The sequence below is a fragment of the Stieleria sedimenti genome, assembly GCF_025060895.1.
Classification (GTDB): Bacteria; Planctomycetota; Planctomycetia; order Pirellulales; family Pirellulaceae; genus Stieleria; species Stieleria sedimenti.
In genome coordinates this window covers 1-19,149 of sequence record NZ_JANZKV010000216.1, presented here as the reverse complement: position 1 = coordinate 19,149, position 19,149 = coordinate 1, and the positions used below count along the sequence as shown (strand labels likewise).

General features: G+C 58.6%; 11 protein-coding genes. 9 read left to right on the top strand and 2 right to left on the bottom strand.

Annotated elements, in window-relative coordinates:
• Window positions 1-91 precede the first annotated feature (91 nt).
• The 4 genes from NZK35_RS26370 to NZK35_RS26355 all read left to right on the top strand — a co-directional run bounded on the left by NZK35_RS26370 (window position 92) and on the right by NZK35_RS26355 (window position 6,467).
• Window positions 92-835, top strand: coding sequence for a hypothetical protein (locus NZK35_RS26370; protein ID WP_259635512.1), 744 nt, complete (start codon window positions 92-94; stop codon window positions 833-835).
• Window positions 836-1,112: 277 nt separating this feature from the next.
• Entirely contained in the window at window positions 1,113-2,396 is a 1,284-nt protein-coding gene (locus tag NZK35_RS26365; RefSeq protein ID WP_259635511.1) for a DUF1552 domain-containing protein, read from the top strand.
• Between the two features lie 13 nt (window positions 2,397-2,409).
• Window positions 2,410-4,950 (top strand): DUF1592 domain-containing protein, encoded by a 2,541-nt coding sequence (locus tag NZK35_RS26360; RefSeq protein WP_259635510.1) that lies wholly within the window; start codon window positions 2,410-2,412, stop codon window positions 4,948-4,950.
• 107 nt (window positions 4,951-5,057) lie between these two features.
• Window positions 5,058-6,467, top strand: coding sequence for a serine/threonine protein kinase (locus NZK35_RS26355; protein WP_259635509.1), 1,410 nt, complete (start codon window positions 5,058-5,060; stop codon window positions 6,465-6,467).
• Between the two features lie 554 nt (window positions 6,468-7,021).
• Here NZK35_RS26355 and NZK35_RS26350 read toward each other — a convergent pair.
• Both NZK35_RS26350 and lpxD read right to left on the bottom strand, forming a co-directional pair.
• Window positions 7,022-7,969 (bottom strand): LpxI family protein, encoded by a 948-nt coding sequence (locus tag NZK35_RS26350; RefSeq protein ID WP_259635508.1) that lies wholly within the window; start codon window positions 7,967-7,969, stop codon window positions 7,022-7,024.
• Window positions 7,966-9,336 carry a UDP-3-O-(3-hydroxymyristoyl)glucosamine N-acyltransferase gene (gene lpxD / locus NZK35_RS26345; protein WP_259635507.1) on the bottom strand — a complete coding sequence of 457 codons (1,371 nt, stop codon included), beginning with the start codon at window positions 9,334-9,336 and terminating at the stop codon, window positions 7,966-7,968. Before lpxD ends, NZK35_RS26350 begins: the two co-directional genes overlap by 4 nt.
• 15 nt (window positions 9,337-9,351) lie before the next feature.
• Between lpxD and NZK35_RS26340 the strand changes: the two genes are divergently transcribed.
• The 5 genes from NZK35_RS26340 (at window position 9,352) to NZK35_RS26320 (ending at window position 19,101) form a co-directional block, all read left to right on the top strand.
• The gene (locus NZK35_RS26340) at window positions 9,352-10,080 is read left to right on the top strand and encodes a hypothetical protein (protein ID WP_259635506.1); all 729 of its coding nucleotides are present in this window, start codon (window positions 9,352-9,354) and stop codon (window positions 10,078-10,080) included.
• A gap of 857 nt (window positions 10,081-10,937) precedes the next feature.
• Window positions 10,938-11,537, top strand: coding sequence for an RNA polymerase sigma factor (locus tag NZK35_RS26335; protein WP_259635505.1), 600 nt, complete (start codon window positions 10,938-10,940; stop codon window positions 11,535-11,537).
• 248 nt (window positions 11,538-11,785) lie between these two features.
• A complete protein-coding gene (locus NZK35_RS26330; protein ID WP_259635504.1) occupies window positions 11,786-14,905 on the top strand; it encodes a serine/threonine-protein kinase in 3,120 nt (1,039 codons plus the stop codon).
• A gap of 29 nt (window positions 14,906-14,934) precedes the next feature.
• Window positions 14,935-16,941 (top strand): matrixin family metalloprotease, encoded by a 2,007-nt coding sequence (locus NZK35_RS26325; RefSeq protein WP_259635503.1) that lies wholly within the window; start codon window positions 14,935-14,937, stop codon window positions 16,939-16,941.
• A gap of 123 nt (window positions 16,942-17,064) precedes the next feature.
• A complete protein-coding gene (locus tag NZK35_RS26320) occupies window positions 17,065-19,101 on the top strand; it encodes a tetratricopeptide repeat-containing sulfotransferase family protein (RefSeq protein ID WP_259635502.1) in 2,037 nt (678 codons plus the stop codon).
• Window positions 19,102-19,149: the final 48 nt, after the last annotated feature.

Genomic DNA, 19,149 nt, shown 5'->3' with positions numbered 1-19,149 from the left:
GATGATCGATGCCTGACCGAACCCGATCTTTTGAATCCAATTATACTGTCGTCGTGGTGCACGCGCCGCGGTTCATCATGAGGTATTACAAGTGTTAAAAATTCCATCCTGTCTGTGTCTCGTCTTTGCCCTTGCCTGCGTTCCGGCAACCGCAGGTGTGGTCATCAACGGCGATTTCTCCAGTTCCGTAGCGTTGCAGGGGTATTCGTCAACCGGTTCGGTTTCAGAGCCGCCGCCAGGTGACTTTGCCCTGTTCGATGAATCTGGAGTGTTGATGCAGACAGTTACGATTCCCGGCGGAAGTTCGTCATTGACGTTCGACTTCGCCTTTTCAACGACTGCGACGACGCCGACGGGTGCAACACTTGACGATTCCTTTGCGGCAGAGCTGACGACGTCACCCGATACGGATGTCTTGGATCTGTTCGTAGTCGATGTGTCGGGGGTGGTGCCTGACCCGCTGGACGGTCTGGAAAGTTTCTTTCCGGGTGTAGTTCCGATCGACGTCGACTTTGATCCTTCGGTTTCCATCGCCGGCTTTCAAAGCAAGACGGGCGGGACGGACTTCTTCGGACGTGTCTCGTTGGATCTGCCCAATACAGTGCTCGGCGAGTCGGCGACGATCACGTTTCGACTTCTCGACAATGATTTCGGATTTGAAACGGTCGCGGCGATAGACAATTTCGCGGTCAGCTCGTCGAATTCGACGATTCCCGAGCCAGCCAGTCTTGCGGTTTGGATCGTCATGGCTGGCGGTTGCATGTCGATGCGCCGCAAACGCGCCGGGGTTCCGCCTTCAAGCGTGCCGCCATGCGAAGGATTGGGTAAAGCCTAATACCGCGTCGTTGAGATCATCGGATGGGCCCGGACGCTGGCGCGAACCGGCTGATGTCAATTGATGATCAGCCGTTTGACGCAAACCTACGGGCACTACCCTGAGCAAAACCCACGTCGATTTAGCGGTGTGGGGCTAAAGCTCGGTCATCAACCACTCTTGGCCCCGCCGTCCAGCGGTAGCGTGCAGCGGTTGCGAACGTTTCTTTCCAACTGCGTGATCCATGGATCGCCCGTTGAGGTTGGTCGTGCCGCGAGATTTCGGCTAAACTGGTGGCATGTCGAAATCACTCCATCATCGCCGTTTTGTTTTGCAATCCCTTGCCGGATCCCTGGCCCTACCCGGGCTGTCGTCGTTGCGGGCGGAGTCCGTTGGCGGCACTTTGCCTGTGCATGCCTCACGTGGCGCCGGTGCGGGGGCCCGTCGCTTCGTCGCGGTGGGCAACTTGCTCGGCTTTCAACAGAAACAGTTTTTCCCCGAAACGCCCGGCAAAGCGTTCGAGGAAACCACGCTGCTCAAACCGCTGACCGAAAACCGCGACCAGATCACCGTCTATCGCGGGCTCGATCACGGGCTCCGAGGTGGACACTTTGCCGTCCACACGTTTCTCTCCGGCGTGCTGCATCACGAATCCAAGCAGCGGCCCGATGGGAACGTCACGATCGACCAGTTCATCGCCGATGAGATCGGGCCTCAAACGCGATTTCCTTCATTGACCGTAGGCTCCGAAGGCGGCATCCATGGCGGCTGCCAGCTGTCCTGGACCAAGTCCGGCGTCCGCGTGCCCCCGATCACCGGCCCCGCCGAGCTGTTCGAAAAACTGTTCGTCACCGAGTCGAAAGAACGTCGGACCGAAATGGTCAAGGAGAACTCGCTGCAGGCTTCGATCCTGGATTCGATCGTCGACGAGGCCGGGGCGCTTTCCAAACGTGTCAATCGAGAAGACAAAGCCAAACTGGACGAGTACTTCAGCTCGATTCGCGACGTCGAAAAACGACTGCAATCGCGTCGCCAATGGGCCGACCAGCCCAAGCCCGAACCGCCCTTCGAAAAACCGGCCAATCGGAACACGGTCGAAGATCTGCCGTTGTTGTACGAGCTGATCGCTTTGGCCCTGCAGACCGACTCGACACGCGTCGCCACGTTGGAAATCGGTGGCAGCTTTCTGCCGCAAAACCTTGGGATCGACAAGTCCTACCACAGCCTTTCGCATCACGGCAATGACGACGAAGCGATCGCGAACCTGATCACGCTGGAGACGTACCAACTGGAACAGTTCGGCAAATTCTTGAGCCGACTCGCCACCGTCGAGGACGGGGATCAGACGTTGCTCGATTCGACGGCGGTTCTGTTTGGCAGTGGAATGGGCAACGGAAATTCGCACACCAACAACGATCTGCCGATCGTGTTGGCCGGCGGTGGTTACGGTCGCGGTGAATTCAAAAAGGTCGCCAGCGATGGCCTCGGCAAGGTTCCCCTCTGCAACCTCTTTGTCGACATCGCCCAACGGATGGGAGTCGAGACGGAGTCGTTCGGAACCAGTACCGGCAGCTTCTGCTAATTGCGAGCACGTCATGTTTTCCTTTGAGTGCTTCGGCGGGGGATCGATTCGCGCCGCGTGGACCGTTGTCGTTTTTCTTGCCGCAGGCACGGCGTCGCGCGCGGCCGAATCGGAACCCGACCCCCAACCACAAACAACGCCCCAGGCGATCGTGGCCGACTTCCTCGGTCGGTACTGCGCCGAGTGTCACGACGCCGATTCGGCCGAGGGCGACCGCGAGTTTGACTCGTTCAAGTTGCCGCTCGCCTCGGTCGAACAACAGATCACCGCCGATGAAATTGTCGATCAGCTGACGCTCAAACTGATGCCGCCGGAAGACGCGCCGCAGCCGACCGACGCTGAGCGTCTGGCAGTGCTCGACGCGTTGCGAAACGGCATCGAAGCGTCCCGCGAACAATTTCGTAGCACCGGCGGGCGGACGGTGATGCGCCGGCTTTCCAATCGTGAATATGAAAACACGCTGGCGACACTGTTCGATCGTCGCGTCGATACGCTGGGACTGACCGCTGACTTCCCCAAGGACAACACCGTCGGCCACATGGACAATCTGGGCGAATCCCTGGTGACGTCCGGCTTTCTGCTTGATCAGTACTTTCAAGCCGCCAGCCGACTGGTGGAGGCCCGTCTCGGCAAACCGGCAATGGAACCCAAGACGTGGCATTTTACCGACAATTTTCGGCAATACGAAGAACTGTCGAACCCTCACCGGAGCGCTTTCAAATACGAGTACCTTTGTCTTTACGAACAGCCCAACACCGACACGCGGCAGGGCGGCTATGGGCACATCGAAGACTTTTTGGAAGGCGTGCCCGTCGCCGGGCTGTATGACATCGAAGTCCACGCCCAGGCGTTGCACCGCGACACCCACTACGATCCAAAGATCTTTCGCATCGACTTTTCCGAGCCCTTTCAACTGGCCGTCGTTCCGGGCGACGTGACGAAGGGACACATCCATTACCCGCAAGCGATCGAACCGATTCTGGGACGCGCGATCGTGCCGGATGAGCAGCCGGAATGGTTGACGTTCCGCGTTTGGCTCGAAGCCGGACAGACACCTCGATTCATCTTTCCCAACGGTCCCTACGAATCGCGGGCTTCGGTGATCGAGGTCAACAAACGCTACAAGGACGAGTTCGACCCCAAGAAATATAGTGCCGGCGTCAGTCGAACCCACATCCTTCGCGAAGGCGCACTGCCCCACATTCGGATCGGGGAGATCAAAGTCCACGGTCCGATCGAGGAACCACACGGCGGGAAGGAGCAGGTGGCCGTGTTTGGACCGCAAGGCTTTCAGGCCGGTCGCGCGCTCGAACAATTGTTCGCCTTCGGCCGGCGTGCCTACCGCCGCCCGTTGAACGATTCCGATCGCGATCGGATCGAGACGTTTTATCAGCAGCGATTGTCCGACGATGCGACGCCGCGACAGGCAGCCTTGGACACGCTGAAGATGATGCTTTGTTCGCCGTCGTTTCTCTACCTCAGCGAAATCACTCCGGAACAGAAAACGTTACTCAACCCCTACGACCTGGCATCGCGATTGTCGTATGCACTTTGGGCCGCCCCACCGGATGACGTGCTGTTCGCCGCCGCGGCCGAGGGCAAGTTGACCGAGCCTGGCGAGTTAAAAAAACAGATCGTTCGTATGCTCGACGACGAGCGATCCGACGCCTTCGTCAGCGGCTTCACCGACAGCTGGTTGAACCTGCGAGAGATCGGCAACCTGCCGCCGCCACGCAAAGCCGCCCCACAGTACTACTCCGAAAACTTGCCGGATTCGATGAAGCAAGAAGCCAGGCGGTTCTTTCGTGATCTGCTGGACAAGGACGGTCCGGTGAGCGATTTTTTGGACGCGGATTACACCTTTGTCGACAAGAAGCTCGCCAAGTTGTACGGGTTGCCCGAACAAAAGACGCTGCGTTTGGCCGACGGCTTTCAACGTGTCAGCTTGGCCGGTAACAAGCAGCGTGGAGGCGTTCTGGGGATGGCGGGTGTGTTGACCGTTAGCGCCAATGGTGTCGACACTTCGCCGGTGACCCGCGGTGTGTGGGTGATGGAAAACATCCTCGGCACACCACCACCCCCGCCGCCGGACGAAGTACCCTCCATCGAATCCGATGTCAGCGGAGCGAAGACGATTCGCGAAAAGCTGACGAAACACAGCGAAGACAAGACGTGCTTCGTCTGCCATCGAAACATTGACCCGCTCGGCTACGCACTCGAATCGTTTGATCCGATCGGACGTTGGCGGACCAAGTACCCGAAGCCCAAGGGCAAGGGTTCCGCGGCAACGATCGATGCTTCGGGCAAGTTACCGTCAGGAGAAACGTTTGAGGATTTTGCGAGCTTCAAAGCGGTCTTGCGAGCGAGTCGTCACGAGTTGTTCCAACGCAGCCTGATCGAGAAACTACTGACGTACGCGACGGGCAGACAGATGGAACCCGCCGACCGCTTCGCGATCGACGACATCGTCGCACGCGTTCAGTCCAAAGATGGCGCCCGGTTGCGAACGATCGTGATCGAAGTCCTGACCAGCGAACTCTTTCGTTCACGCTAACACACAACCGCAACTCCGTTTTCAGCTCAACCCGCACTTCCCCCAGTCTGCCTATTCACCCAAAAAGGTGTCGGACACCTTTTTGGCTCCAAATGAGCTTGAGTCTGATGATGGCCAGATCGACGCGATACTGTCAGCGGTGCAACGAAAAATATGACGTGGCTCCGACCGAAGTCATCTGTCCGCAATGTGGCAATCGGCTTTCCGACTGGATCGACGGTTCGACCGTGGATTTGGATCAGACGAATCAACTTGAGTTCCTTGTGGAGGACCAGGAACCGGCGGAGGAGTTGGTGGGTCAACCCTTCGCAAACTATCAAATCGAAGGATTCTTGGGCCAAGGAGGGATGGCGCGGGTGTACTTGGCGACGCACCGCTCTCTTCAACGTCCGTGTGCCGTCAAGGTGCTGCGCCCGTCAACGCTTCAGCAGGGTGATCGAGCGATTGAATCCTTCTTGAGTGAAGCGCGACTGTCGGCGGCGATCAATCATCCGCACGCGGTCACCTTGTACACGCTGGGGCACAGCGATGGTCGGGACTTCTTGGAGATGGAGTACGTGGACGGCAAGTCGCTTGAGCGGCTGGTGCTGGAACAGGGCAAGTTGAACCCGCTGCAGGCAACGACTTGGATGTTTCAAGTCAGTTCGGCGCTGGCCGTTGCCCACGATCTGGGCATGATTCATCGCGATATCAAACCAGCCAACGTGATGGTGACAAAGACGCAAATCGCCAAGCTCGCCGACTTTGGGCTCGCCAAGCAAATCGCCAATGACCAACCGCTGGTGGGCGAAGTGCTTTCAGGGACGCCAAATTACATGGCGCCGGAACTGTTTCGCGGACACGCGGCGTCAATACAAAGCGATATTTATGCGATGGGCGTCACTTACTTCTATCTGCTGACGGGTCGCTTGGCAGTTGACACGTCGTCGATCGGTGAGTTGGTCCGATTTCACTCCAAGCACGACCTACTTCGTTTACTGGATTTTGAAGCCGAAAGGCTTCCTGCCGGCATTGCCAACGTCATGAAAAAATCACTGGGGCGAGAGGTGAGCCAACGTTACGGCCATGCCTGTGAATTGCGCGACGATCTGAGAGCCGTGTTGGGCGGATTACGAAGTCTTGAATCGATGTTGACCGAGGCGCTGGCCGGAAGTTCCATGCTGCCTGAGTTCGATGGCCAACGTTATCATGTTCGAGTGACACTTCCCGACGGAAGAAACCAGATCGTCTCCGTCGAGCTTGACGAGGACGCGGAAACCCACGAGGAAATCGTCCGAGTCTTCAGCATTTGCGGCCCAGCATCCGCGTCCTACTACGAGCGGGCGTTGCATTTGAATGCTGCGATGAGTCACGGTGCGATCGGGATCGAGTCGGTATCCGGGATTCCACATTTCGTGATGGTGAATTCGTATCCGCGCGCGACTTGCGACGCCCATGAGATCCGCACCAGCATTGCGGAGGTCGCGAAGTATGCAGATCATGTGGAGGATCTGTTGACCGGCGAAGACCATTTCTGACGTACGAGAGCGTCATCAATTTCCTCGCCCTTGAGCAAGCGTCTTCCGAAGATCTTGCAGGCCAGAAGATGAACCCACCTCTTTGAGCACCGTCGCCCGGACTGGGGGGATTCCTCGAAGTAAAGATTGGCCACGCGGCCCTCTCCACGGCCATCAACCACCACCCACAGGTAGTGGGCCAGGCAGTTGGGTGCTAAAGCAAAGAAGACAGCGAGTCCCAGTAATCCGCGACCAGCCAAAATTGGATTTTTATCAGACCGCAAGTGTCGATCAGTCTGCCGGCGAGCCCGGTGTTCCACGAAATCGCGTCGCATCGGATTCACTGCCGTATCGCTGGTACCGGTGGAATGTTGGCGATCGCAGTGTCGGGACTGGTATCGGAGATGACATTGCCTAAGAACCGCGAATCGACGCGAGAACGTGGCCAACTCTGCAGATGCAAATGGCCGCGGTTTCGGCGGTCGATGTGGGCGCAGCGTTCACATTCGAAAAAAGAGTTCTGCGCGCCGTTGCGGCAAGGGACTCGCCGCTGAGATTGAATCAACCGGCGCGGTTCATGCCGCGGCGGCAATCGCTTGCGGCTGGGCGAGGGCGACGATGGTGATGCCGTGTTGCTTTGCCAGGCGGTAGGTTTCTTCACGCTCGACCAAGATCGTTTTGTCGGCTTCGATCACGATCGCGGTGCCGCCGTTTTCGGCCACGCGGGTGACCGTTTGCGGGCCGATCGTCGGGACGTCAAATCGCATGTCCTGATTCGGCTTGCTGACCTTCACCAGTGTCCATCCGCCGCGGCGGCACAGCGTTCCGGTTCGCGCGATGCACTCGTCGGTCCCCTCGACCGCTTCGACGGCCAGCACCGTGCCGTCTTTGATGGTGATCGATTGGCCGATGTCCATGCCGCCCATCTGCTTGGCGACTTGCCAACCGAACTCGGCGTCACGCGACTGTTTTTGCGTCAGGGGTGTTCCGATCAAATGGCCTTGGTCCACGAGCAGCTCCGGGGCAAAGTCGGTGGCGGGGCAGATGTTCAACGAATGTCTTGCGTAGGTGTTGGTGACGGCCAACAGCAAACTGTCGTCGCGTGAATCGGGGCGATTGCCCAGCAGGCATGGGCCGAAGGTTCGAATCGCGGTCCAGTCGGGACAATGCTTAATCCAGACGCTGCCTTGAAACAGCAACTCGGATTTGAACAGTTTGCCGGCCATCGTGACTTGGTGAATGCCGTGGCGTCGAAAGTATCGAATGTGCGCACCGATCTTTCCGACGCCGGACCATTTCACATGGTCGCAGATCGACTCCAGATCCGTGGACGCGTGATCGGTGATCGCGATGCAGCAGATGCGTCGGCCGCTGGCGATCACATGCTCGGCGACTTCGACGGGGAAGCTGCCCCAGCCGGCGATCAGTCCGATCGGCGGCTGGTCTTGGCGATTTGACGAAGATGAAAATCCGGGCATGACCTTGCGAATCAATTCTCGCCCGTATCCACGACGCTGGATCATGCCGCTCGCCCCGCCTCTGAGTGACCGGAATCGGTTTCTCCCTCGGCAAGCTGTTCGGTCATCGCGTCGAGTCGCTTTCGCAATGTTCTCAGCTCGCGACGCATCTCGGGCAGCTTGCGTTCGATTGCAAAGATTTGCATCTGGTCACGCTGCGGCATCGCCGGAGATCCCAGATAGACCTGGTGTCCCTGGCAATCATCCATCACGCCGGCCTTGGCGCCCACGATGGTGTGGTCGCCCAAGGTGATATGGTCCTTCAGACCGACTTGGCCGGCCAGGATCACGTAGTCGCCGGTGCGACAGGATCCCGCGATTCCGACTTGGCTGCAGATCAGGTTGTGTCGACCGATCTGGCAGTTGTGGGCGATCATCACCTGGTTGTCGATCTTGGTGCCTTCACCGATTCGCGTCGCACCGTAGCTGCCACGGTCGATCGTCACCCCGGCTCCGACGTCGACATCCGAATCGATACGAACATAACCGAGTTGCGCCGACGCCAGGTGACGACCATTCTTTTGCCGGTAGCCAAAGCCCTGGGCCCCGATGACCGTTCCGGCATGCAAAACCACGCGGTCTCCCAGCGATGAGTATTCGTAGAGTGTGACGCCGGGGTACAGCACGCAATCGTCCCCGATGGTGCATCCGGGCATGATGACCACGTTCGGCATCACCAGCGTTCGCTCACCGATCGTCACGCCCGCACAAACCGTTGCCGTGGGATGAACCTTGGCCGAGTTGGCGATGGCCGCGGATGAATCGACGCCCACACCGGGAAGTGAAACCGGGATCGGGGGACGGAAATGGGAAACCACGATCGCGAAAGCCGCGCGGGGATCGGCGACGATGATTTGGGGGCGCGGGTCCGAGTCAAGTTGTTCGGCACAAAGGACCGCCATGGCCTTGGATGACGCCAGATTCGCTGACGGGTTATGGCCGACCAGCATGGTGATTTCAGATGGCGTCGCCTGGTCCGGCGGGTTGGCACCGCGGCAAACCAACGTCCCGTCCCCGTGGAGCGTCCCGCCAACCATCTGGGCCATTTCATCTAGTCGGATTTCCACGGCGAAGTCCTTTTCGCTGAGTTGTTCATGGATTCGGACGACCCGAACCCTCCATTCTCCCCGGTATACCGCCAGGGCCCGGATGACTGCAAGACAAAGTCGGCGGATCCCCCGGGGCAGAAATTCACCCCGATTGGGAGTGGTGTGTCCGCTTCTGAGATCCGGTGCCGTCGAATTGACACCGCTCTGCGATCCCGGTGTGACCCGCTTTGCGGCGGTAAAGACCGTGATTTCGGCGTCGCGTGCGATCGTCGGGACGTCTCGGCACGCGCAATGCACGGCATGGCGGTAGCCAAGAACACTCATCGCGGAGAGCTTCCAGTGAATCGAAATGTCAGCCTTTGGACGACTGCGTTTGCCGGTCTTTTTTTCACCTTCCTCGCACCGCGCGGGGGCGAGGCCGGGGGCAACACGCCGATTTACGCCGCGGCCAGCGATTATCGTGACGCAGTGCGGGACTTTGAACGCGTGGTGTTGCGGACGCCCAAGATTCGCAGCAGCGTCGAGCGGCTTGTCGACGATTTGGAAGACAGCACCAGTGATTTGAAATCGGCGGCCCGCGATCCGGCGCGTTTCGATCGACTGATCGGTCGCTTCGTCACGACCGATGCCTTGCATGCCCGGGTGGAGTTGACGTTTTTTGGCGATCCGCTTTATCCGCCCGAGCTGCATCTGGAAGAGAGCTGGCTGGCGGTCTATGAAGCATACGGGCGGTTGGTTTATGAGATTCGTTACCTGCAACAGTTACGCAGCGCCAAGCGTGGGCATCCGGTGGCGATCATCGACCATCGATTTGATCAACAACCCTGTCCCGTGTGGGGACCCGCGATCGGGGCCCCGGTTTCCGCAGATCCCTACGCGGCGCGGGGGCGTGGCGTTGGAGAGGGCGTTGGAGAGATTGGGCCAACAGTCAGCGGGCGGTCGGCCATTCCGGGTGGTGCACAGTTGCAGCGATCGCCCAGGACATCGCCGCCGACACGCCGGATCATTACGACGCCGGACGAGCTTCGTTCGGCGATTTTCGGCGCGCTGTTGCAACGCCAGCGTTAACGGGGGGCGCAGCAGAAGCGTCAACGGCTTGTTGATGGAATGAGCCGCGACGCGTGACAGGTCAACGCTTCCGCAGACGAGATTCCTGAGTTGGCAGGTCAGTGAGTTGACGAGCAGTGCGGGGCGGGTGGACGAAATTGTCCTCCTTTTTCAAAAAGCCCCCCACTTGGGACTCGACTCGGGCTTCCCTATTTATTAGCCTTGTGGAGGGTGCTGAGCACGGCTCGCATCAAGCGTCTGGGATGTTTTGCCCCAATGTCCCAGGCGCGTTTTTTTTGCGCCGTACGAACGGCGCGAGCGTTGCACGGCCGGTCCGCTTTCGTTTGGCTCGCGGACATTCTTGACGGCCTGTCGATTGTGTCGATCTTCCAAATGCAACGCGATCGCGTCAGCCCAACGCGTCAGCGAGGTTCGCCGCGTGGCCTCTCGCTTCCACCTGCGGGCTTAAATGGACAGGCGTTGATGCGACGGGGTGAAGGCGTTGGCTTTGCCACGCATTTGAAAAAAGAAATTGAAAATCGCCAAAATCTTTGGCGGGAACCACGCGATTCTGTTGATCCACTGTGAGCCTGTCCAGCGATACAGACTCGGGACCAGATCGTCCGAATGATTTGGGGGGCTACTCGTGGTTTGGAGGGGCAAGCTGGGCAGGTGTTTTTTTGCACAGGTGCAAGCGCGGTTTTGACGGGGCATTCTTACTGACTCAGTAAGTAGTTCATGACCGCGCTTGCCCGGTGCAATGTTGCCTGCTGCAAGACTCGCCCACGGCAATGGGGGAGTGACGGTTGAGTTTGGGGCGTTGGCGGTTATGGTTTGACCATCCGTTCCGCGATCAACACCCAGCAACAGATCAAGTCGTGAATTCAGCGTCCCCCGACCCGATCGAGTTCACTCCCACTGACAAGTCACTTGTCGTGATGGTGAGGGATGGCGACGAGGATGCTGCCGAAGCGTTGTATGATCGTTACGCGCGCCGGGTCTTCGGGCTGGTGCGTTCCAAACTCGGGGCGCGGCTGAGCGCGATGACCGAGCCGGAAGACATCGTGCAGTCGGTGTTCAAGAGCATGTTTCGCGGGATGCAGGCGGGCAACTATGACGCGCCTCCGGGAACGACGCTTTGGAATTTATTGGCGGTGATTGCCGTCCGTAAACTCAGCAACAAGGCCAGCCATCATTCTGCCAAGCGACGCGACGCGAGTCGCAATGTACCGTTGGACGCGGAGCTTGATGGGGTGGGGCCGGCGATCGACTTGGCTTCGGCCGAGTTTCTTCAGGTTTGCATTCAGGAGTCGCTCGAGTTGCTTCGTCCGCTGCACCGCAAGATCCTTTCGTTGAGGATTCAGGGACACAGTATTGACGAGATTCGCGACCTGACCGGCAGGAGTCGCCGCACGGTCGAGCGGAGTCTGCAGAAGAGTCGCGAGTTGTTGGCCGAGTCACTGCTGGATGAATCGTAAAACGGTCTGTCGCCGTCGTCGTCGACGGTGAAATCGTGTCGTCGCTACCTGTGTTGAATACAGATTTCAATGCCGGTGGGGGCGGTCGGTCGGAATTCCCTTTTACACGTGCCCTCTTTTTTTGCTAATTCCGTGGCGGGGTTCTTGGCCCTTCGCTGCTCCTCATTGCGACGATTCAATCGGTCGTAATGTTCGGTCGTAATATGACGAACGATTCCAACCTTTGACACGCCTAGGTTCAGAACCGGATGATCAATCGAGGCACTTTCGATCGACTTGAAGACGCGATCGATCAGTTTGAGGAAACGTGGTCGCTGCAGTCGCAATCAAACATCGAAGAGTTGCTCGCGGCCCATGGCCTGAGCGACGATGAGGAAGCGATTGTCGAATTGATTCGCATCGACATCGAACTGCGCTATGAGCGTGGTCTGTCGATCGAGCTCGGTGAGTATTTGGATCGGTTCACGATCTTGCAAGACCGGCCAAAGCGCGTCGCTGAAATCGCGTTCGAGGATTATCGCTCGCGTGCGGCCAAGGGGCACCCCGTCTCGGTGATGCGTTGGCGGGGGCTGCCGGGGGTCAACCGGGAACACTGGTTCCAGGAACTGATGCGGGAGACATCGGTTCACCAAACGCACGCACGCACCGCCAAGTTGCGTTCCAACCCGTCGCCCGATGCGACGTTTGAAGTGGCGTTGGCCGACGCCGGGTTTCATCTGGTCCAGAAGATCGGGGAGGGCGCATTTAGCCGCGTTTACCTGGCCACTCAAGTGGATCTGGCTGATCGATTTGTGGTGTTGAAAATCGTGACTGAAACGTTGGCCGAGCCGGAGTACATGGCGTTGCTCCAACACACCAACATCGTTCCGATCTACTCCTTCCACCAAATCCTGTCTCGATCGGTGATCTGCATGCCCTATGCCGGTCGCGTGACGTTGCATGACTTTTTAAAGGACAAGGTGGACGTTTCCCAGCGCGGCGGCCAAAGCTTGATCCGGACGGTTCGGGAGCGAATCGGCAAAACCACGATCCGCAGCGAGGATTCTTCCGGCGTTGCGGCTGACGCCCAGCCGGCGCCCCTGGTTCCCGCCGCCGAGGACAAGGCCGGGCTTCGACCGTTGGAAGCGTTTCGCACGTTGGATTGCGAGGCATTGGCGATCTGCCTGTTTCAACGGCTCGCCGGAGCATTGGCTCATGCACATGCCCGCGGTGTGTTGCACAACGATCTCAAGCCCAGCAACGTGCTGATTCGCAACGACGGTGAACCGGCGCTGTTGGATTTCAATCTTTCCCAAACCTTGGGGCAACAGAACCTGCGACACGCCGGGGGAACCCTGCCGTACATGTCGCCGGAAACCTATCGCGCGATGATGGGACAGCAGACCCAGCCCGGTGCCGCGTCGGATGTCTATGGTCTGGGCGTGATGCTGTTTGAATTTGTCACCGGTCGATTGCCCTATCCGACCCCCGCTTCGATTGCATCGATTGATTTGGACGCCGCGATCGAAGCCCGCCGCGGGCAACCGGACTGGCGGGCCGACGACGGTGTTCAACCGGGGTTGAAGGGCATCGTCAACCGATGCTTGCAATTTGAACCGGAACAGCGGTATGCCAGCGCCGACGATTTGCAATTCGATTTGCAGCGCGAACAAGAAAACCTGGCACTCGTCCACACGGCCGAGCCGAAGTCATGGAAGTTCAAAAAGTGGACGCGACGCCACCCCCGCGCGATCGCGTCTGGACTGGTCGCGGCCGTCTTGCTCGCGCTCCTCGTGCCCCTTTCCTACATGACGGTTGTTTCGGTCAAAGACAATCGGTTGCTGCGTTGGCAGGTTGCCTTTGAGGAGTTTTCGGAGGAATCGGCTGAGTTCCTGTCCACGTTGATGGCGGATCCGTCTCGCCAGAAAGAGTCCAACGTCAGTCGGGGCGTGGCGCTGCTGGAAAAGCACAGCGTCTTGGATCGAAAGGAGTTGCAGAGCTGGGTATCGAAGCTCGATCAACCGCAGCAACAACTCGTCCGTGAAACGCTGTTCCGGCACATCGCGCACATCGCGATCTTGGAGGTACAGCGTCTTGATCAATTGCGATATTCCGACCCCGAAGCGTCCACCGACTTCGCACGTTTGGATCGTCTCATCGAAGCGGCCAAGGTGGTGGAAGATGGCGAATCGAGCCGGGCGAGTTTGTTCTTGGAGGCCGAGCGGGTTCGATTGGCCGACAACGAAGAGCGATACAAGGTGTTGCGGCAGATTGCCGAGGACACGCCGGCCCGAACCGATTCGCAGTTGTATCTGGAAGCGGTGCGGTTGCTGGCCGACCACGATCACCAGGCCGCGAGCGACTTGCTGGCCGCACTGGCGGATCGGAACAGTGTGCCGCCGGCGTTGCGATGGACGATGCTGGGGCGTGCCCAATTCGCCGCCGGACGCGTCGAAGACGCCAAACTTTCCTTCACGCAATCGATCGAACGCGCCCCGGACTCGGCAAAACTTCGCGTGCTGAGGGGACGCTGCCACTTCGATTTGCGTGAAGACGCTTATGCCGAACGGGACTACCGCAAAGCGATCGAGCTGGATCCTGAAAGTGTCGGTGCTTGGTCGCAACTCGGATTATTGCACCATGCGAATCAGCGCTACCAACAAGCGTTGGAATGTTTCAACCGATCCTTGGAACTATCACCGAATCGAATTTGGACGTTGCTCAAGCGGGCGCAGACCTATCGAGCCCTCGGTCAACCGGACGCGGCCGATGCCGACTATTCGACGGCGATGTCGGTTCCCTGTGACGACCCCAATGAACTTTATTATCGTGCTCACGCACGCTTCAAACGCGACCCGGAAGCCGCGCTCGTCGATCTTCAGTTGGCGTACCAGTTGGATCCCGATCGACCGTCGCTGCAGCGTCTGATCGCTCAGGTTCTGGCGGTCCAGCTTGACCGCCATGAAGAGGCCGTCGAGGCATACGGAAAGGTGCTCGAGATGCAGCCCAACAACGAGGTTGCCAGGATCGACCGGGCACTCTCGCTCGTTCGACTCGGACGTATTCAGGAAGCGTTGGCGGACACGAAGATCGCGATGGAGGATCTCAACTCGGGTAGAACGCTTTACCAAGCGGCGTGTGTTCATGCAATGATCGGCAAAGCGTTTAATCAACGCAGGGCGGTCACCTTGCTGGCCAAGGCAATCGCCGAAGGATATGAGCCCGATGACATCGGAGACGATCCGGACCTGGCATCGATCCGCGATCACGAAGAGTTTCGCGTCATTGAAAGGTTCTTGGAAACATCGCGACGTGACCGACGTCGCCAACCCCAAGTCGCCGACGACGAACAGATTCCTGTTGACATTCAAGTTTTACTAACCCGCTGACACTCTTTTTCCACCAGGATTCGATTGACATGAAACGTGTCATCCGCGGCCGGACCGTTTCCGCCGCTTCCCTCCAGGCCCTCGAAGACCGTCGCATGTTGGCCGTCTTTGGGAACGTTTGGCCCAACCAACGCGATCTGACCGTCAGCTTTCCGGCCGACGGCGTACAGATCGGCAGCCAACACAACGATATCAACGCTTTGCTGGACACCATCGCCCAGCGTGGCCAATGGCAGGAACTGGCGCTCCGCGCCTACCAAACTTGGGCGGTGCACGCCGACATCAACGTCGGGTTGCGCAACGATTACAACAACGCCTTCGGGGTGCCGGGATTACTAGTCGGCGATCCTCGCTTTGGCGAATTTCGAATCGGCGCGTTCCCGCAAGAAGGTTTGGTTGCCAATTCGATTCCCTTTCAAGCCGTCGCCGGAACCTACTCGGGTGACCTGGTGCTCAATTCAAACGAGCAGTTCACGTTTCACGATTGGGCCGACAACCAAGGGCCCGACCTGGCGAACTTGGCCGAGGGTGATCGCGATCTGTTTAGCCTGTTGTTGCACGAAGCCGGAAACACGCTTGGATTGGACGACAACTTGCTGGATTGGTCCGTCATGTTCCGGCAATACACCGTGCCCAAGGGGGTGTTGGCCCCTGAGGACATCGCGTCGGTCACGGCGCTGTACGGACAGCGCAGTGACCCGTATGAGCAAATGGATAACGGCACCCTGCAAGTCGCTTCGCTGATCCCGACGCCGGTCGGACTGGATCCTCAGACCGAAGTGATCCGATCACGCGGCAGTTTGTCCGCCGGCGCCGATGTCGATTACTACAAGATCGTTCCGATTGCCGGCGCGGATTCCGTGACCGTGCGTGTGCGTGCTTCCGGCGTCAGCCTGTTGCAATCACGCTTGGAAGTGCTCGATTCCTTCGGACAGGTGATCGATCAAACCAGTGCCGTTTCGGTGTTCGAAAACGATAACGAACTGACGATCACCGGCATCGCCAGCCTCGGCGAACTCTATCTGCGTGTCTCCGCTGTCGATGCGAGTGATGTCTATGCCGTCGGCGACTACTGGATGGAAGTGGACTATCGGAGCGAATTGCAGCGTGCCGGCGATTTTCATCCGGGTGCCTACGACTCGGGGCCGGACACGTTGTTCGCCAATTTCGATCTGACCGACGATGAACTCGGTCTGGACGACCATCTTTCCAGCGCGACTGAACCGGTTCCGAGCGAAACACTCGAAGCCAAACGTTATGAAATCCAGTCTTCGATTTCATCCTCAGCGGACGTCGACTACTTCAAAATCACCTCACCCGCGACGATCGAGGGACGCTTGGTGGTGCATGTCTCGGGCGTCGGGGCGGTCCGGCCCGATGTGCGATTGAGAGTGGTCGACGGCCAGGGGCAAGCCGTCGGAGCCAACGCCAGACTGCACGCAGATGGGACTTTCACCGTCGAAGTCGCGCAGCCCGAGGCGTCGCAAGATTACTTTGTCAAAGTCAGCGTCGACCCCAATTCAACGGTCGACACAGGAAACTACGTGGCGATCGCAGAATTCGAGTCCCCGCAAGCACAGATGAATGATCTGGCCAGCGGCGATTTGACGGGCGAATCGGACAAATTCATTCGTTGGACGGCTGGGAAAACGCGGCTCTACCGATTCGACTTGAATGCCGCCAGCGCGGATGCGGATCAGGCCGTCCGCTTGACGGTCTACGATGCCCACACCCGAGAAGTCAAGATGGTGGCGGTGGCACATGCCGGGATCACCCGCAGCACGTTGGCCTGGTTGCAGCAGGGCGAATACATCCTTCGTTTCACCGCCATTGCGGTCGGGACCGCGCCCGTCACCAACGTCAGCTTTGCGTTGACGGCCGATGGCATTTCCGACGACCAAGACGATGACATGGTCGATCCGGCGGATGATCCCTACTACGACCCCTACGATTACTCCGACGGGTCGTACTACGACGGTGAGTACAACTATGGGTCAGAGTACTACTACTACGAGTATTACTACACGGGACCTTAACCAGGCCGCCCCGACGGGGCGATGACTTGGTCACGCCGCGGAGGAACTCTGTCTGGATTTGCAAGGTTCTCGGATCCGTGTTCGAGAACGCAGTGTCACGATTAACGCGTCAAGATTACCCGTATGTCTCTCAACACCCTGTCACCACCCCGTCCAGCGATCGAAGTTGGCCGCGACGTTCTGAACGAGTTGCTGGAGTCGGTCTGCAACCGCGTTGGTCAATCGGTTCGGCAGTCCAACGAAGTGATCGTTCAACGTTCACAGCAGCGGCTTTCCCGCAACGCGCTGGACATGCAAGCCTTGCATGTCGTGGCGGCTTCGACGCTGGTGCAGCGTCAAACCGCAAAGACGCTGGAGTTGTTGCAGAGAGATGACGAGACCTTCGCACGCGATCCCGTCGGGAATCGGCTTGCCGGCTATGCCTGGTTGGTTCGTCGAGACACCGGCCGGGCGAGGCATTCGTTTGACCAAGCCGTTCGTCTTGATCCGAACCAGCCCGACTGTTGGAAATGGTTGGGGCTGATTGCCGAGAGCGACGACCGGTACGATCAGGCCGCGGAGTATTATGAGCGCGGCATTTTGTTTGACGACGGTGGACACGACTCGGCGCTCGCGCTTTCACGGTTGCACGCCCGCCAGCGTCAATTGAAGGACGCGATCCATACCCTGCGTGTCTCACTGATACGCGATCGCCGTTCACCAAAGCTGAATTTTGCCCTCGCCCGTCTGTTGGACCGGCGGGCCGTCATGCTGGGGCGAAAACGAATGTATCTGGCCCAGCACAGGTTGCGGCAGGAGGCATTGGAGTGTTATCGAATCGTCAACGCGGCCGCACCCACCAGCCAAAGCTTGTTGATGCAAGGACGTCTGCAACAACAGCTGTTGGACCATTCGGCCGCGAGGGCGTCATTTCAGAAAGCCGCGGATCTGGATCCTACGTCGGCCAAAGCGTTCAACTCGCTAGCCAGCGCCAATGTTGATTTCGGAGAAATCGAACTCGCGCTCGGGCAATTCGAAGAATCGATCCGGCTGGATCCGCAACGGGCCGAAGCCCATTTTCGGTATGCACGCGCGAAACGTTTCCGACCTGGCGGTCCGACGCGACGTTACCTGGACCAGTTGGAGCAGCAGCTCCGCGAAGTCGGCCAGGCGAAACAAAAACAGGTTTACCTGAACTTTGCGATCGCCAAGGTGTACGACGACACCGGCGATTTCGATCGGGCTTGGAAACACTATGATCGCGCGAATCGATTGAAATCCATGCCTGCCAACAGGCCGGGCAAGACGCCGACGCCGTCCGTGTCACCGGGGGACGAACCTTGGTTTGAATCGTTCACCCGACATGCGACACGGCACTACACGGCGGATTTTTTCCGTTCCATACGTGATGCGGGTAATCCGAGCCGAACGCCGATCTTTATTGTCGGGATGCCGCGTTCGGGTACCACGCTGACCGAACAGATCCTCAGTAGCCATCCCGAGATCGCCGGTGCGGGAGAGTTGAATCACATCAATCAAATTCGGCAGGAGATGTCGCGGTTGCATGCTCCGACAGCCGTTCATCAGGCGGCGTGGAGTCGCTATCCGGCGTTGTTGGGGGCCATGGATCCGAGCGAGTTGAATCAACATGCCGCACGGTACCTGGAACACTTGGATCGATTCCGCACGCGGGAGCGACATGTGACCGACAAGATGCCGACCAATTTTATGCATCTCGGATTGATCGCAACGCTATTTCCCGGTGCGACGGTCATCCATTGCCGCCGCAATCCGATGGATGTGTTCGTGTCATGTTATTGCCAGAACCTGAATGCCCCGTTTTGCGACCTGGATCAACTGGTCCACTATCATCGCAACTACCGACGGTTGATGGCGCACTGGGAACGTGTCTTGCCGATCAAGATTCACAGCAACGACTACGAGTCGCTGGTTGCGGATCCGGAGACCCACAGCCGCGAATTGATCCGTCATTGTGGACTGCAGTGGGACGACGCCTGTCTTCAATTTCATTCCAACGATCGCGCCGTGCACACGCCCAGCAAGTGGCAGGTGCGTCAGCCGATGTACCGATCCTCGGTCGAGAAATGGCGTCGCTTTGAAAAGCACTTGGCGCCGATTGCCGACAAAGTGTTCGCGGAAATCGCCGCCGAAGTGGCGTAAGCTTCGCCGCTTGCCAATGGTAGGGGATCAGCGTTGGTGTGCAGGCTT

Coding starts and splice junctions, on each gene's coding strand:
- NZK35_RS26365 (WP_259635511.1), top strand. CDS start 1,113: ATGTCGAAATCACTCCATCATCGCCGTTTTGTTTTGCAATCCCTTGCC.
- NZK35_RS26360 (WP_259635510.1), top strand. CDS start 2,410: ATGTTTTCCTTTGAGTGCTTCGGCGGGGGATCGATTCGCGCCGCGTGG.
- NZK35_RS26355 (WP_259635509.1), top strand. CDS start 5,058: ATGATGGCCAGATCGACGCGATACTGTCAGCGGTGCAACGAAAAATAT.
- NZK35_RS26350 (WP_259635508.1), bottom strand. CDS start 7,969: ATGATCCAGCGTCGTGGATACGGGCGAGAATTGATTCGCAAGGTCATG.
- lpxD (WP_259635507.1), bottom strand. CDS start 9,336: ATGAGTGTTCTTGGCTACCGCCATGCCGTGCATTGCGCGTGCCGAGAC.
- NZK35_RS26330 (WP_259635504.1), top strand. CDS start 11,786: ATGATCAATCGAGGCACTTTCGATCGACTTGAAGACGCGATCGATCAG.
- NZK35_RS26325 (WP_259635503.1), top strand. CDS start 14,935: ATGAAACGTGTCATCCGCGGCCGGACCGTTTCCGCCGCTTCCCTCCAG.
- NZK35_RS26320 (WP_259635502.1), top strand. CDS start 17,065: ATGTCTCTCAACACCCTGTCACCACCCCGTCCAGCGATCGAAGTTGGC.